The organism is Nocardioides cynanchi, from assembly GCF_008761635.1.
Classification (GTDB): Bacteria; Actinomycetota; Actinomycetes; order Propionibacteriales; family Nocardioidaceae; genus Nocardioides; species Nocardioides cynanchi.
Map to the genome: position 1 here is coordinate 2,824,104 of NZ_CP044344.1, position 15,601 is coordinate 2,839,704.

The 15,601-nt window shown below is 71.9% G+C and carries 13 protein-coding genes; 6 read left to right on the forward strand and 7 right to left on the reverse strand.

Going from position 1 to position 15,601, the window contains the following annotated elements; all coding sequences use genetic code 11:
- Nucleotides 1-20 precede the first annotated feature (20 nt).
- The 3 genes from thpR to E3N83_RS13635 form a co-directional block, all read right to left on the reverse strand.
- Complete coding sequence (gene thpR, locus E3N83_RS13625) at nt 21-581, reverse strand: RNA 2',3'-cyclic phosphodiesterase (protein WP_238342903.1); 561 nt, start codon at nt 579-581, stop codon at nt 21-23.
- A gap of 7 nt (nt 582-588) precedes the next feature.
- On the reverse strand, nt 589-1,314 hold the full coding sequence (locus E3N83_RS13630; RefSeq protein WP_151085267.1) for a VIT1/CCC1 transporter family protein: 726 nt from the start codon (nt 1,312-1,314) through the stop codon (nt 589-591).
- Between the two features lie 238 nt (nt 1,315-1,552).
- Nucleotides 1,553-2,263 (reverse strand): LolA-like protein, encoded by a 711-nt coding sequence (locus E3N83_RS13635; protein WP_151083756.1) that lies wholly within the window; start codon nt 2,261-2,263, stop codon nt 1,553-1,555.
- A gap of 116 nt (nt 2,264-2,379) precedes the next feature.
- Between E3N83_RS13635 and E3N83_RS13640 the strand changes: the two genes are divergently transcribed.
- A complete protein-coding gene (locus E3N83_RS13640; RefSeq protein WP_191907804.1) occupies nt 2,380-3,927 on the forward strand; it encodes an FAD-binding oxidoreductase in 1,548 nt (515 codons plus the stop codon).
- Between the two features lie 3 nt (nt 3,928-3,930).
- Here E3N83_RS13640 and E3N83_RS13645 read toward each other — a convergent pair whose 3' ends face one another.
- Complete coding sequence (locus E3N83_RS13645; protein ID WP_151083758.1) at nt 3,931-4,623, reverse strand: NAD-dependent deacylase; 693 nt, start codon at nt 4,621-4,623, stop codon at nt 3,931-3,933.
- A gap of 15 nt (nt 4,624-4,638) precedes the next feature.
- A complete protein-coding gene (locus E3N83_RS13650) occupies nt 4,639-5,355 on the reverse strand; it encodes a flavodoxin family protein (RefSeq protein ID WP_151083759.1) in 717 nt (238 codons plus the stop codon).
- Between the two features lie 133 nt (nt 5,356-5,488).
- Between E3N83_RS13650 and glgX the strand changes: the two genes are divergently transcribed.
- From glgX to E3N83_RS13670, 4 genes are read left to right on the forward strand one after another with little or no spacing between them, the layout of a single operon-like run.
- A complete protein-coding gene (gene glgX / locus E3N83_RS13655; RefSeq protein ID WP_151083760.1) occupies nt 5,489-7,675 on the forward strand; it encodes a glycogen debranching protein GlgX in 2,187 nt (728 codons plus the stop codon).
- A complete protein-coding gene (locus E3N83_RS20045; RefSeq protein WP_238342904.1) occupies nt 7,672-10,266 on the forward strand; it encodes a malto-oligosyltrehalose synthase in 2,595 nt (864 codons plus the stop codon). The genes glgX and E3N83_RS20045 overlap by 4 nt, the downstream gene beginning before the upstream one ends.
- The gene (gene treZ / locus E3N83_RS13665) at nt 10,263-12,029 is read left to right on the forward strand and encodes a malto-oligosyltrehalose trehalohydrolase (protein WP_151083761.1); all 1,767 of its coding nucleotides are present in this window, start codon (nt 10,263-10,265) and stop codon (nt 12,027-12,029) included. Before E3N83_RS20045 ends, treZ begins: the two co-directional genes overlap by 4 nt.
- A 20-nt stretch (nt 12,030-12,049) precedes the next feature.
- Nucleotides 12,050-12,574: a GNAT family N-acetyltransferase gene (locus E3N83_RS13670; RefSeq protein WP_151083762.1), complete on the forward strand. Its 525-nt coding sequence runs from the start codon at nt 12,050-12,052 to the stop codon at nt 12,572-12,574.
- 35 nt (nt 12,575-12,609) lie between these two features.
- Here E3N83_RS13670 and E3N83_RS13675 read toward each other — a convergent pair whose 3' ends face one another.
- Nucleotides 12,610-14,094 (reverse strand): MDR family MFS transporter, encoded by a 1,485-nt coding sequence (locus E3N83_RS13675; RefSeq protein WP_238342905.1) that lies wholly within the window; start codon nt 14,092-14,094, stop codon nt 12,610-12,612.
- Between the two features lie 169 nt (nt 14,095-14,263).
- Between E3N83_RS13675 and E3N83_RS13680 the strand changes: the two genes are divergently transcribed.
- Nucleotides 14,264-14,479, forward strand: coding sequence for a hypothetical protein (locus E3N83_RS13680; protein ID WP_151083763.1), 216 nt, complete (start codon nt 14,264-14,266; stop codon nt 14,477-14,479).
- 117 nt (nt 14,480-14,596) lie between these two features.
- Here E3N83_RS13680 and E3N83_RS13685 read toward each other — a convergent pair whose 3' ends face one another.
- Entirely contained in the window at nt 14,597-15,514 is a 918-nt protein-coding gene (locus E3N83_RS13685; RefSeq protein ID WP_151083764.1) for a 1,4-dihydroxy-2-naphthoyl-CoA synthase, read from the reverse strand.
- Between the last annotated feature and the right edge of the window lie 87 nt (nt 15,515-15,601).

Genomic DNA, 15,601 nt, shown 5'->3' on the forward strand with positions numbered 1-15,601 from the left:
CACCTGCGAAACGTCACGGACTATCCCGACAGGGCGAACTCCTCCACCGTCTCGTAGCGGGGTCGACCGCGGGCTCCCTCGCCGAGGTACGACGCCACGAGGGCGATCCGGTCGGCCCGCCAGGCCGGCCCGCGGTAGGTGTCCAGGACCCGCAGCCAGCTGGTCACGTCCTGCGGCTGGCCGAGCCGGGCGACGGTCACGTGCGGGCGGAAGCGCTGCCCGTCGACGCGCACGCCGGCCCGGTTGGCGGTGGCGCGGGAACCGCGAGCGAGCCGGTCCAGCTCGGTGCGGCCCGCCTGGTCGAGGTCGAGACCGGCCGAGAGCACGCGGGCCCGGGCGGGGTCGGGGAACGCGCCGCCGCCGGCGAGCGCCGTCGCCACGGGAGTACGACGTGCCGCGGCGCGGGCGAGGCCGTCGACGAGGTCGTCGAGAGCCCGGTCGGGCACGTCGGCCAGGAAGGCCAGGGTCACGTGGAGCTGCTCGGGCGCCGACCACCGGAAGCCGGCCGCCGCACGTCGTACCTCCAGGAAGGCGTCAAGGTGCTCGACGGCGTCAGGTGGCGGCCGGAGCGCCACGAACATCCGCATCTCAGAGGTGGGCGCCGACCAGGCTTCCGACCGCGTAGGTGACGACCATCGCCAGCAGCCCACCGGCGACGTTGCGCACGACCGCCCGGCCGCGCGGGCTGAAGCCCAGCTTGGCCTGGACGAACCCAGCCACCGCGAGCGCGATCGCCACGGTGACGACCGTGGCCCAGACCCGGATCGACAGGGGGCTCAGGGTGATCACGAGCAGCGGCAGGAGGGCCCCGGTGGTGAACGCGACCATCGAGGCGAAGGCGGCGTGCCAGGCGTTGGTGAGGTTGTCGGGGTCGATCCCGAACTCGATGTCGGCGTGCGCGGCCAGGGCGTCGTGGTCGGTGAGCTCCTGGGCGACCTGCTTGGCCGTCTCGCGGCTGAGGCCCTTCCGCTCGTACATCTTGGCGAGCTCGCGCTGCTCGGTCTCGGGCATCTTCTGCAGCTCCTGCGCCTCCATCGCGAGCATCGCCTGCTCCGAGTCGCGCTGGGCGTTCACCGAGACGTACTCACCGGCGCCCATGCTCAGCGCGCCAGCCACCAGACCGGCGATCCCGGCCACGAAGACCGGGGAGCGCTCGGCGGTGGCACCCGCGACGCCCATCACGATGCCGGCGGTCGAGACGATGCCGTCGTTCGCGCCGAGCACCCCGGCGCGCAGCCAGTTGAGGCGGTTGCCGACGTCGTCGCCGATCTCCTCGTGCCAGTGCTGGGGGTTCTCGTCGGTCCCGATCTCCATGCTCACCCACCAATCCTGTCACTCCCTGACCCCACCGCAAGCAAGGTGACCCTTGGGCAGACGCGGGCCGCCCGGGTCCGTCGTACGACGTCATCGCGGCCGGGGCCGAGGTCGAGGTGCGTCTCTTTGCGCCGACTCAGCGGCCCGGGGGTGCCTCTTTGCGCCGACTCAGCGGCCTGGGGGTGCCTCTTTGCGCCGACTCAGCGGCCTGGGGGAGCCTCTATGCGCCGAGTCAGCGTCACTGGCCGGGGATCACCGCGACCTCGGAGGGTGCCGGTGTCGTGATCGCCAGCGGGGTGTCGAAGTCGGAGAAGACGAGGGTGCCCGGCGAGGTGCCGTCGGTGACCGCGAGCTTCAGCACGTGGTGGGGCGAGCTGGTGGCCACCCAGGCGGAGACGATGTCGCCCTGCTTGGACTTCCCCCGCACCTGGACCGCCGCCGTGCCGCCGACCTCGGAGGTGCCGACCACCGTGCTGCTCCGCGTCTGCGTGTCGTTGCCGGGCGTGAGCTTGCTCAGCAGGTTGTCGAGGTCGCAGACCTTGCTCAGCCCCGACGACAGCGGGATCGAGACCCACTTGTCGCCCACGATCTTCTCGATCTGGGCCGCCTGGGCCGCTCCCTGCTGCTCCCAGAACGCATGGTCCGGCTTCATCCACGCCTTGCCGTCGGAGGCGAGGATCTGCGCGGTCCCCCGTCCGATCGTGAACGAGCCCTGGCACTGGCCCGCCGTCGAGGAGCCGAGGTCGACGTGGATCTGCTTGCCGCCGCTGGTGACGTCGCCGCTGAAGTGCAGCGACGTCACGGCCCCCATGTCGGTGGTCGCGGCGGACATGATCTGCGGCCCGGACTCGTCGGCGAACGACGTACCGCCACCGCCCCCACCACCCCCGCACGCGCCGGTGAGCAGGGCCGCTCCGGCCACCGTCACGACCCACCCGCGTGCACCCATCGACGTCCTCCGGCTCACTCGGCCGAGGGGGTCCCGGCGAGAAGAGCACATCAGACCACGCAACCCCGGTGCGCGGCTCACCCGTCCGGCCGGGCCGAGGTGCCTACGCTGGTCGGGTGACGGGGCGCAGCGGACGGGTCGGCCGACGCGGGGTCGTGCTGGCCGGGCTTGCAGGCGCCGCCGGCGCGTGCGCACCGCACGACGCCCAGCCGCCGCGGGACACCCCGGCACCACCGGTCTCACCCGACGGCATCGCCTCGTCGCCACGCGGCCCTGGTGCCGCCGACTGGCGCCGCCTGGCCCGTTCGGTCTCCGGCACGCTCGCCCGGCCCGGCTCCGCGTCGTACGACGTGGTGAGGCTGACCCAGAACCCGCGGTACGACGGCGCCCGGCCCCTGGCCGTGCTCTCGGTCGCCGGCGCCCGCGACATCGCGACCGGGCTGGCCTTCGCACGGGACCACGGCCTCCCGCTGGCCATCCGCTCCGGAGGGCACAGCTACCCGGGGTGGTCGGCCGGCAACGGGCGGCTGGTCCTCGACCTGCGCGCACTGCACGGGGTCGCCCTGAGCGGGACCTCCGCGACGATCGGTGCCGGCGCCCCCCTCGTCACGGTGTACGACGTGCTGGGCACGCGGGGCCGCGGCGTCGCGGGCGGCTCGTGCCCGACAGTCGGCATCGGCGGACTCACCCAGGGCGGCGGGGTCGGCGTGCTGACCCGAGCCCACGGCCTCACCAGCGACGCCGTGACCTCGATGCGGGTGGTGCTGGCCGACGGCAGCATCGCGACCGCGAGTGCCGACCACGAGCCCGACCTGTTCTGGGCCCTGCGCGGCGGCGGGGGCGGGCATCTCGGTGTCGTCACGTCGTTCACGATGTCGACCTTCGCGGCGCCGACGATCACCCGCGCCTTCCTGGCCTGGCCGTTCTCCGCGGCGCACGACGTCGTGCCCCGGTGGCTCGCCACCGCCCCCACCGCCGACCGACGGCTGTGGTCGACCCTCAAGCTGCTCGGCGGCGCGACCCATCCCACCGGACCGGCCCTGAGCGTGTCGGCGACGTGGACCGGCCAGCCCGCGGGGCTCGACACCGCGCTGCGGCCCTTCTTCTCGGCCGTGCCGACGCCCGCGACCGACGCCCGGCACACCGAGAGCTACCGTGACACGATGCTCGCCTTCGCGGGCTGCTCCTCGATCCCGGTGGGCCGGTGCCACACCGGGAGCGGCGGCTCGCTGCCGCGCGAGGCGTTCGCCGCCACCTCGCACATCATCCCCGGCGACCACGTGGACGTCACCACGCTGCTGGCCCGGGTGCACGCCGCCCAGGGCAGCGGGCTGAAGGAGGCCGGCATCTCCCTCGATGCGCTGGGCGGGGCCGTCGACGACATCGGCGCGGGCGAGACCGCCTTCGGCCACCGCGGCGCCCTGGCAACGGTGCAGTACACCGCCACCTACACCTCCGGCCCGGCCACCCCCGCGCTGAGCTACGTGCGCGCCTTCCGCGACGCGATGACCCCCAGCTGGGGTCACGGCGCCTACGTCAACTACGCCGACCCCTCGCTGGCGGGCTACCAGCGGGCCTACTTCGGTGCCAACGCCGCCCGCCTCGCCGCGGCCCGCACGTCGTACGACCCGCAGCACGTGTTCACCCAGCCGCAGGACTACTGAGCCCTACTCGCCGAGCACCTCGTCCACCCACTGCGGGACGAGCAGGGATGCCGGCCCGCGGCGGACCTCGTGGAAGCGGGAGGCGTTGGCGCTCGCGTCGAGGTTGAGCTCGATCGTGCGGGCTCCACGCGCGGCGGCGAGCTCGCCGAGCCCGGCGGCCGGATAGACCAGGCCCGACGTCCCGATCGCGCAGAAGACGTCCGCCGCCTCGACGGCCTCGAGGACCTCGGGCATCCAGTACGGCGGCTCGCCGAACCAGACGATGTCCGGTCGCAGAGCCCGGACGGCGCAGGACGGGCACGGCGGGGCGGAGCCGAGGCTGCCCTCCCACAGGTGCCGGGCGCCGCAGGCCAGGCACCAGGCGGAGCGGAGCTCGCCGTGCAGGTGCACCACCCGCCCGGAGCCGCCCCGCTCGTGCAGGTCGTCGACGTTCTGGGTGATCAGGAACAGGTCGTCGCCCAGCGCCGCCTCGAGCTGGGCCAGGGCCTCGTGCGCGGCGTTCGGGCGGACGCCGAGCAGGGCCGCGCGCCGGGCGTCGTAGAAGCGGTGCACCAGCAGGGGGTCGCGCTGGTAGGCCTCGGGGGTGGCGACGTCCTCCGGACGGTGCCCCTCCCACAGGCCGTCGGCGTCACGGAAGGTCCGCAGACCGCTCTCCGCCGAGATCCCGGCTCCGGTCAGGACGACGACGCGTGGCACGACCTCACGCTATGCCTATCGGTACTCGGGGTTCTCGTAGTCGAACCGCCTGCCGGTGTCCCAGGCCGAGCGCTGGTTGCCGTACGCCGGCACGCCACCTGCACTCTTCAACATCTGGGCCAGGTGCATCAGGTTCCATGTCATGAAGGTGGTGTTGCGGTTGGTGAAGTCGTTCTCGGGGCCACCGCTCCCCTCGTCGAGGTACGACGGCCCGGGGCCGGCCTCGCCGATCCACCCCGCGTCCGCCTGGGGCGGGATCGTGTAGCCGATGTGCTGCAACGTGTAGAGCACGTTGTGCGCGCAGTGCTTGATGCCGTCCTCGTTGCCGGTGATCAGGCAGCCACCGACCCGCCCGTAGTAGAGGTACTGGTCGCGGTCGTTGAGCAGGTGCGACCCGCCGTACAACCGCTCATGCACCCGCTTCATCACCGAGCTGTTGTCGCCGAGCCAGATCGGTCCGGCCAGCACCAGGATGTCGGCGGCCAGGACCTTCTCGAAGATCTCCGGCCAGTCGTCGGTCTCCCAGCCGTGCTCGCGCATGTCCGGCCAGACCCCGGTGGCGATGTCGTGGTCGATGGCGCGCACGACGTCGACGCTGACGCCGTGCTTCTCCATGATGTGGCGGCTCGCATCCACCAGCGCCTGGGTGTTGCTCGGCTCCGGTGACTTCTTGAGCGTGCAGTTGATGAACAGTGCGCGGAGCCCGGTGAAGTCGTACGTCGTCTCGGTCATGGAGCAACTGTGGCGTGCCCGAGGAGTGGCGACAATCACTGCCAGGTGACCAAAGGGTGACGGATTCGAACGATGCCCGGGCCGTGTGGTGGGATCCACGGGACGGGCCTTCGGCCCAGGAACGGGAGGCACCATGGAGGTCTGGCCGGGTACGGCGTACCCGCTCGGCGCCACTTTCGACGGCAGCGGCACCAACTTCGCGGTGTTCAGCGAGGTCGCCGAGCAGGTCGAGCTCTGCCTCTTCGACGACGACCGGGTCGAGACGCGGGTCGCGCTGACCGAGATCGACGCGTTCGTCTGGCACTGCTACCTGCCCGCCGTCCAGCCCGGACAGCGCTACGGCTACCGCGTGCACGGCCCGTACGACATCGAGAAGGGAGTGCGCTGCAACCCGCAGAAGCTGCTCCTGGACCCCTACGCCAAGGCCACCGCCGGCGAGATCGACTGGGACCAGTCACTGTACGGCTACACCTTCGGCGACCCGGACTCCCGCAACGACGACGACTCCGCGGCGCACATGACGCTGGGCGTCGTGGTCAACCCCTTCTTCGACTGGGAGGGCGACCGCCGCCCCAACATCCCCTACAACGAGACGCTGATCTACGAGGCGCACGTGAAGGGGCTCACCGAGCTGCATCCCGACGTGCCCGACGACCTGCGCGGCACCTACGCCGGGCTCGGCCACCCCGCCGTGACCGAGCACCTGACCCGGCTCGGCGTCACCGCGATCGAGCTGATGCCGGTGCACCAGTTCGTGCAGGACAGCACGCTGCTGGAGAAGGGGCTGCGCAACTACTGGGGCTACAACACCCTGGGCTTCCTGGCTCCGCACGCCGACTACGCCTCGGCCGGCCAGGTCGGCCACCAGGTGCAGGAGTTCAAGTCGATGGTGCGGTCGATGCACGACGCCGGCATCGAGGTGATCCTGGACGTCGTCTACAACCACACCGCCGAGGGCAACCATCTCGGCCCGACGCTCAGCTTCCGCGGCCTCGACAACCCGGCGTACTACCGGCTCGTCGAGGACGACCTGCAGTACTACATGGACTACACCGGCACCGGGAACTCCCTCAACGTCCGGCACCCGCACTCGCTCCAGCTGATCATGGACTCCCTGCGCTACTGGGTCACCGAGATGCACGTCGACGGCTTCCGCTTCGACCTCGCCGCCGCCCTGGCCCGTGAGTTCTACGACGTCGACCGCCTCTCGACGTTCTTCGAGCTCGTGCAGCAGGACCCGGTCGTCAGCCAGGTGAAGCTGATCGCCGAGCCGTGGGACGTCGGCCCGGGTGGCTACCAGGTCGGCAACTTCCCGCCGCAGTGGACCGAGTGGAACGGCGCCTACCGCGACACGGTCCGCGACTTCTGGCGCGGCGAGCCCTCGCTGGGCGAGTTCGCCAGCCGGCTCGCCGGCTCCTCGGACCTCTACGAGAACTCCGGCCGCCGGCCAGTCGCGAGCATCAACTTCGTGACCGCCCACGACGGGTTCACCCTGCGCGACCTGGTGTCCTACAACGACAAGCACAACGACGCCAACGGCGAGGACGGCAACGACGGCGAGAGCCACAACCGCTCGTGGAACCACGGCGTCGAGGGCCCGACCGACGACCCCGAGATCCTCGAGCTGCGGTCACGGCAGCAGCGCAACTTCATCACCACGCTGCTGCTCAGCCAGGGCGTGCCGATGCTGCTGCACGGCGACGAGGCCGGCCGCACCCAGGACGGCAACAACAACACCTACGCCCAGGACTCCGAGATCGCGTGGATGCACTGGGACGAGCTCGACGAGCCGCTGGTCGAGTTCACGGCCAACGTCTCCAGGCTGCGCCGCGACCACCCGACGTTCCGCCGCAAGCGCTTCTTCACCGGTACGACGGTCCGCACCGGCAGCGGGGAGGGCGAGCGGCTCAACGACATCGTGTGGCTGCACCCGGCCGGACACCCGTTCGAGGACGGCGACTGGACCGCGGCGGACGCCCGGTCGATCGGCATGTACCTCAACGGGCACGGGATCCCTGGGCTCGACGCCCGCGGGGGCGCGATCACCGACGACCACTTCCTGCTGTACTTCAACGCCTCCGGCGACGACGTGATGGTGACGCTGCCGTCCGAGGAGTACGCCGCGGCCTGGGACGTCGAGATCGACACCGCCGGCACCGAGCGCGCCGACGAGCCCCTGGCGGCCGGCGCCACCTCGATCCTCGGTGGGCGCAGCGTGCTGGTGCTGCGCGAGCACACCACGGCCGTCGTCACCCAGGACTCCTCGGTCGCCGCGTCGGTCGCCGCGTCGGTCGCCGCAACCGCCGAACGGGCCGGATGAGCGAGGCCGCGAACGGGTACGGCGTGCGGATGCGCTCGCCCGTCAACACCTACCGCCTGCAGATCACCGCGGGCTTCGACCTGTTCGCGGCCGCGGAGGTGCTGCCCTACCTCCACGACCTCGGCGTCGACTGGGTCTACCTCTCCCCGCTGCTCGAGGCCGAGCCCGGGAGCGACCACGGCTACGACGTGGTCGCCCACGACCGGGTCGACCCGGCCCGCGGAGGTGCCGAGGGTCTGGCCGCGGTGTCGGCCGAGGCGCGGCGCCTGGGGCTCGGGGTGCTGGTCGACATCGTGCCCAACCACGTCGGCATCGCCACCCCGCACGTCAACGCCGGATGGTGGGACCTGCTCACCCACGGCCGGTCGTCGCGCTACGCCGCGGCCTTCGACGTCGACTGGGACGCCGGTGGTGGCCGGGTGCGGATCCCGGTGGTCGGTGACGACGACGTGCTGCCCGGCGGCCGGATCGGCCATCTCGCCGTGGTCGGCGACGAGCTGCACTACTTCGACCACCGCTTCCCCCTCGCGCCGTCCTCGGCGGACGAGCTCTCCTCGGTGGCCGGCGACCCCTCGGTGGTCGAGCGAAGTCGAGACCATCTCGACCCCGACCAGGTGCACGCCCGCCAGCACTACGAGCTGGTCAGCTGGCGGGTCGCCGACTCGGGGCTCAACTACCGACGGTTCTTCGCGGTCAACAGCCTGGCCGGGATCCGGGTGGAGGACCGCGCCGTCTTCGACGAGTCCCACGTGGAGATCAGGCGGTGGTTCGACGAGGGCCTGGTCGACGGGCTCCGCGTCGACCATCCCGACGGCCTGCGCGACCCCGCGTCGTACCTCGACGACCTGGCCGGACTGACCGGGGGCGCGTACGTGCTCGTGGAGAAGATCCTCGAGCCCGGCGAGCGGCTCGACCCCGCTTGGGCGACCGCGGGCACCACCGGGTACGACGCCCTGGGCCTGATCGACCGCGTGCTCACCGACCCCGCAGGGGAGGCGCCGCTCACCGCACTCGAGGCCCGGCTGCACGGTCGGCCCTTCGACTGGCCGGAGCTGATCCACGGCACGAAGCGCGCGGTGGCCGACGGCATCCTGAACTCCGAGGTACGCCGGGTGGTCCGGGAGGCTGGGGTCGCTACCAGCACCGACGCCCACTCGGTGGTCGAGCGAAGTCGAGACCACGACGACCCCTCGGTGGTCGAGCGGAGTCGAGACCACGACGACCCCTCGGTGGTCGAGCGGAGTCGAGACCACGACGACCCCTCGGTGGTCGAGCGAAGTCGAGACCACGACGACCCCTCGGTGGTCGAGCGAAGTCGAGACCACGCCTCCCTCGTCGACGCGGTCGCCGAGCTGGTGGCCTGCTTCCCGGTCTACCGCTCCTACCTGCCCGACGGGCACGAGCACCTCGCCCACGCGCTCGCCGACGCCGGCCGCCGACGTCCCGACCTGGCCGACGCACTGGACGTGCTCGCGCCGATCCTCGGCGACGCCGACCACCCGGCCGCGCTGCGCTTCCAGCAGACCACCGGTGCGGTGATGGCCAAGGGCGTGGAGGACTGCGCGTTCTACCGCACCTCGCGGCTCACCTCGCTGACCGAGGTCGGCGGCGACCCGAGCGAGTTCTCTTTCACCGTCGAGGAGTTCCACACCGCGATGGCCGAGCGGCAGCGCGACTGGCCGCAGGCGATGACGACGACGTCCACCCACGACACCAAGCGCGGTGAGGACGTCCGGGCCCGGATCACCGTGCTGGCCGAGCTCCCCGACGTCTGGGCCGAGACCCTCGACCGGCTGCTGGAGCTCGCACCGCTGCCCGATCCGGGTTTCGGCAACCTGCTCTGGCAGTCCGTCGTCGGCGCCTGGCCGGCGTCGCGCGAGCGGCTGCACGGCTACGCCGAGAAGGCGATGCGCGAGGCCGGCGACCGCACGACCTGGACCGAGCCGGATGCCGACTACGAGCAGGCCGTGCACGGCGCCGTCGACGCGGCGTACGACGACGGCGAGGTCCGCTCGGTGCTCGACGGCATCGTCGCCCGGATCTCCGGGCCAGGCTGGAGCAACTCGCTGTCGGCGAAGGTGGTCGCCCTGACCATGCCCGGCGTTCCCGACGTCTACCAGGGCAGCGAGCTGTGGGAGCAGAGCCTGGTCGACCCGGACAACCGGCGCCCGGTCGACTTCGCCCGGCGGACGCAGATGCTGCCGTTCGCGCCCGACGCCAACGACGGCCCGGCCACCACGTCTCCGAACGACGACGGCCTGACCAAGCTGCTCGTGACGAGTACGGCACTGACCGCCCGCCGCGACGGCGCACGGCACTTCACGACGTACCGACCCCTCAACGCGCGGGGGACGGCCGCCGACCACGTCCTCGCCTTCGACCGGGGCTCCGCGATCACCGTCGTGACCCGGCTGCCGCTCGGGCTCGAGGCACGGGGCGGGTGGGGGGACACCGAGCTCGACCTCCCCGACGGCCGCTGGATCGAGAGCGTCACCGGGCGCGAGGTGGGGCCCCGTCTCGACGACATCCTGGCGGTGCACCCCGTCGCCCTGCTGGTGCTGGACGACCCGGTGGGCGAGGGAGTCGAGTGACCGGCCGCGGGCCCTTCGACGTCTGGGCGCCGCTGGCACGGCGGCTCCGGCTGTCGGTGGGCGATGACACCGTGGAGATGCGACGGACCGACGGTGACTGGTGGGTCCCCGGCACGGCCGTCGCCGACCCGGCGGAAGGAGACCTCGACTACGGGTACCTGATCGACGACTCGGACACGCCCCGACCCGACCCGCGGTCGCGGCGTCAGCCGGCGGGCGTCCACCAGCGCTCGCGAACCTACGACGCGGCGGCGTTCGCCTGGACCGACACGGCCTGGACCGGGCGTCAGCTGGCGGGCTCGGTGGTCTACGAGCTGCACCTCGGGACCTTCACGCCCGAAGGCACGCTCGACGCCGCCGTCAGCCGGCTCGACCACCTGCGCTCGATCGGGGTCGACCTGGTCGAGGTGATGCCGGTCAACGCCTTCAACGGCGTGTGGAACTGGGGCTACGACGGGGTCGACTGGTTCGCGGTGCACGAGGCGTACGGCGGTCCGCCCGCCTATCAGCGGTTCGTCGACGCCTGCCACGCGGCCGGTCTCGGCGTGGTCCAGGACGTCGTCTACAACCATCTCGGTCCCTCGGGGAACTACCTGCCGCTGTTCGGCCCTTATCTCAAGCAGGGGCGGAACACGTGGGGAGACCTGCTCAACCTCGACGGCGACGGCAGCCACGAGGTGCGCCGCTTCATCCTCGACAACGCGCGGATGTGGTTCGAGGACTACCACGTCGACGCACTGCGTCTCGACGCCGTGCACGCGCTGGTCGACGCCTCGCCGGTGCCGCTGCTAGAGGAGCTGGCGATCGAGACCCAGGCGCTGTCGGCCCACCTGGGTCGGCCGCTCACGCTGATCGCGGAGTCCGACCTCAACGAGACCCGGCTGGTGACACCCCGCGAGGGTGGTGGCTACGGGCTCGACGCCCAGTGGAGCGACGACTTCCACCACGCTGTCCATGTCGCGCTGACCGGTGAGACGTCCGGCTACTACGCCGACTTCGAGCCGCTCTCGGCGCTGGCCAAGGTGTGCACGCGGGGCTTCTTCCACGACGGCACCTGGTCGTCGTTCCGGGGTCGCGACCACGGCGCACCGGTCGACACCGCCCACATGCCGGCCTGGCGGCTCGTGGTGTGCAACCAGAACCACGACCAGATCGGCAACCGCGCCCGCGGCGACCGGCTGTCGGACCCCACGCCTGGACACCTCGACGACGACCAGCTGGCGTGTGCCGCGCTGCTCACGCTGTGCGGGCCGTTCACCCCGATGCTGTTCATGGGCGAGGAGTGGGCCGCCTCGACGCCGTTCCAGTTCTTCACCTCGCACCCCGAGACCGACCTCGGGCGGGCCACCGCCGAGGGCCGGATCACCGAGTTCGAGCGGATGGGCTGGGACCCCGCCATCGTCCCCGACCCGCAGGACCCGGCCACCTTCGAGCGGTCGAAGCTCGACTGGACCGAGCTCGAGGGTGGACGGCACGCGGTGCTGCTGGACGCCTACCGTCGACTGGCCGACCTACGCCGCACCCTGCCCGAGCTGACCGACCCGGCGTTCGCCGACCTGGCCGCGGAGGCCGACGAGGACACCCGGGTGTTCACCCTCCGCCGCTCGGACCTCCTGCTGGTCGTGAACTTCGGCGAGACCGAGGTCCACCTGTCAGCCACCGGCGAGCTGCTCTTCACCACGCCGACGCCGGTCACGCTGGGCGACTCGGGACTCACGTTGCCGGGTCACGGTGGCGCACTGGTGCGGCTCACCGCCGGGTGAGCTCGCCCTAGGCTGCACCCGTGGAGCTGCGCACCACCGACCTCGTCATCCGGCCGCCGGTGCCCGACGACGCACCCGAGGCGTTCGTGCTGATGAACGACCCCGACGTGCGCCGGTGGAACCCGACCCGGGCCTGCCCCGATCTGGCGACGGCCGAGCAGTGGTGCCGCTCCGGCGCCGACTGGTCCGACGGCAGCCATGCCAGCTGGCACGCGGTGGACCCGGGGACCGGCCGGATGGTCGGCAACGTCAGCCTGTTCGCGATCGACCGTGACGACCTCGTGGGCAAGATCGGCTACCGCGTACTACCCGCCGCCCGGGGCCGCGGCGTCGCCCGGCAGATGGTCGACGCCGTCACCCGGTGGGCGTTCGAGTCGCACGGCCTGATGCGGGTCCAGCTCGAGCACGCCGTGCCCAACCTGGCCTCCTGTCGGGTGGCTCTCGCTGCCGGCTTCCTCCTCGAGGGCACCGCCAGGTCTGCGTACGCCGTACCCGGGGGCGGGCGCGAGGACTGCCACCTGCACGGGCGGCTGCCCGGGGACTGAGGGAACCGCGCTCCCGCGGCGTCGCGGCAGTGGCGCTAGGAGACCGGGGCCTCGGCGTCGACCGGGGCGACCACCTCGGGCGCCGTGACCCGGCTCGGCATCAGTGCGGCCACCGCGACCAGCACGACGGCGACCCCGATCGTGACCACGAAGACGCTGTGGATCGCGGGCTCGAGCACGCTGGCGGACACCTGCTCGATCGCCGGGCTCCGGCCGCCGAGCCGGCTGCTCACCACGCTGTTCACCACCGCGCCGAAGACCGCGACTCCGACGGCACTGCCGATCGAGCGCGCGAACATGTTCGAACCGGTGGCGACGCCACGGCGGCTCCAGTCCACGGCGGTCTGGGCCGCGACGACGGCGGGGCTCGCGACGTACCCGAAGCCGATGCCCATCACGAAGCAGGGGAAGGCGAGGTGCAGCACCGAGCTGTCGCCGTTCACGGTGAGCAGGAGCAGGGCGCCGGCCAGCACGAAGGCGCTGCCCATCACGAAGGTGAACCTGAAGCCGAGGGTGAGGTAGAACCGTCCGGCCGTGGTCGCGGCGATCGGCCAGCCGATGGTCATCGCGGCCAGGGCCAGGCCGGCGACGAGCGCACCGGAGCCCAGCACCCGCTGGGCGTAGAGCGGCACGTACGACGACAGCCCGAGGGTCAGGACGCCCACCACCAGCGAGCCGGCGTTGGCGACGTTGAGCACCCGCATCCGGAAGACCCACATCGGCAGGACCGGCTCGGTCACCCGCTGCTCGACCAGCACGAACGCCACCAGCAGCACCGCCGCGCCGGCGAAGAGCCCGAGGCTGGCCATCGAGCCCCAGCCCCACTGGACGCCGCCCTCGAGCAGGGCCAGCAGCAGGAGCGTGCCGCCGGCACCGAGCAGCGTGGCCCCGCCGACGTCGATCCGGTGGCGGGTGCGCTCGGCCTTGGCCTCGGGCCAGCGCCACAGCACCCAGCCGGCCAGCAGCCCGAGAGGCAGGTTGACGAAGAAGATCCAGCGCCAGCCGATGGTGTCGGAGAAGACGCCGCCCAGGGTCGGGCCGATCAGGGACGCCATCGCCCACACGCTGGCGACGTACCCCTGCACCGTGGCCCGCTCCTGCAGCGTGTAGATGTCGCCCAGGATCGTCATCCCGATCGGCTGCACGGCCCCGGCACCGAGCCCCTGCACGAGCCGGAACACGATCAGCGCCGGCATGCTCCAGGCGATGCCGCACAGGAGCGAGCCGACCAGGAACAACGCCACCCCGAGCAGCATCAGCGGCTTGCGGCCGTAGATGTCGGCCAGCTTGCCGTAGAGCGGCACGGAGATCGCCTGCGCGAGCAGGTAGATGGAGAACATCCAGGGGAACGACGTGAACCCACCGAGGTCGGAGACGACGGACGGGACCGCGGTGGCCAGGATGGTGGCGTCGATGGCCACCAGACCGATGCTCAGCATCACGGCGAGCAGGATCGGGCCGCGCTCGCTGCGCAGGCCCACGTCGGCGCGGGAGGCCCGCGGGGCCGTCGGGTTGCTCACTCCCGCCCAACCGGCACCAACTCCCAGACATTCCGAGATCGGACAGGTGCTTCGTTGACCGCGGCGGCCCCGGCGCGACAGACTCCGACCGGTTGTCCGATCGTTCTCCGGGCGTTCACGGCTGCTCCCGGGTGACTCTCACCCGCAGACCCAGCAGAACGGTGCTCCGATGACGACTCCCGCACGACGTGCGACCCTGCTCGCCCTGGCCGTCGTGGTGGGCGGCTTCGCCCTGCTCGCCGCCTCGGGAGCAGCCCTGGGTCGACCCCTTCCACGCACGGCCGACAAGAGCAACGCCGGCCAGTACACGGTGCCGGCCGGCGTCCACCACGTCACCGTCGTCCTCCTGGCGCCTCCGGGAGCGGCGGCGCGCTCGGCTCGGTGATCGGCGGACCGGGGGGAGAGATCTCCGCCGACCTGCCGTGACTCCCGGGGACGCGCGCCAACGCCTACATCGCCAGCGCGGTGGCGTCCGACGACGACGACTGAGGGCCGACGTTCCTCAGTAGTACCAGGGGAACGGCGACCAGTCGGGCTCACGCTTCTCGAGGAACTGGTCGCGGCCCTCCTGCGCCTCGTCGGTCATGTACGCCAGCCGGGTGGTCTCCCCCGCGAACAGCTGCTGGCCGACGAGGCCGTCGTCGATCAGGTTGAAGGAGTACTTCAGCATCCGCTGAGCGGTCGGGCTCTTGCCGTTGATCAGGCGGCCCCACTCCAGTCCGGTGGTCTCGAGCTCCGCGTGCGGCACCGCCCGGTTCACCGCGCCCATCCGGACGCCGTCCTCGGCGGAGTACTCCTGGCCGAGGAAGAAGATCTCGCGGGCCAGCTTCTGGCCGACCTGACGGGCGAGGTACGCCGAGCCGAAGCCACCGTCGAACGAGCCCACGTCGGCGTCGGTCTGCTTGAACCTCGCCTCCTCGGCGCTGGCCAGGGTCAGGTCGCAGACCACGTGCAGAGAGTGCCCGCCGCCGGCCGCCCAGCCGGGCACCAGAGCGACCACGATCTTGGGCATGAAGCGGATCAGCCGCTGGCACTCGAGGATGTGCAGCCGGCCGAGCTTGGCCTTGTCGACGGTCTCGGCCGTCTCCCCCTCCGCGTACTGGTAACCCGCGCGACCCCGGATCCGCTGGTCCCCTCCGGTGCAGAACGCCCACTTGCCGCTCTTGTCGCTCGGCCCGTTGCCGGTCAGCAGCACGCAACCGACGTCGCTGCTGATCCGGGCGTGCTCGAGCACGCGCAGCAGCTCGTCGACGGTGTGCGGCCGGAACGCGTTGAGCACGTCGGGGCGGTCGAAGGCGATCCGGACGGTGCCGTGCGCCTTCGCCCGGTGGTAGGTGAGGTCGGTGAGGTCATCGAAGCCGGGCACGTCGTCCCACAGCTCGGGGTCGAAGATCTCGCTGACTCCGTCGAGGGCGCTCATTCGGGGTCCCCGCGGAAGCGCGAGCTCAGCGAGCGGTGTCGTGGGGTGAGACTCATGAGCGTGAGGCTAGCGGCCCGGGAATGCCGG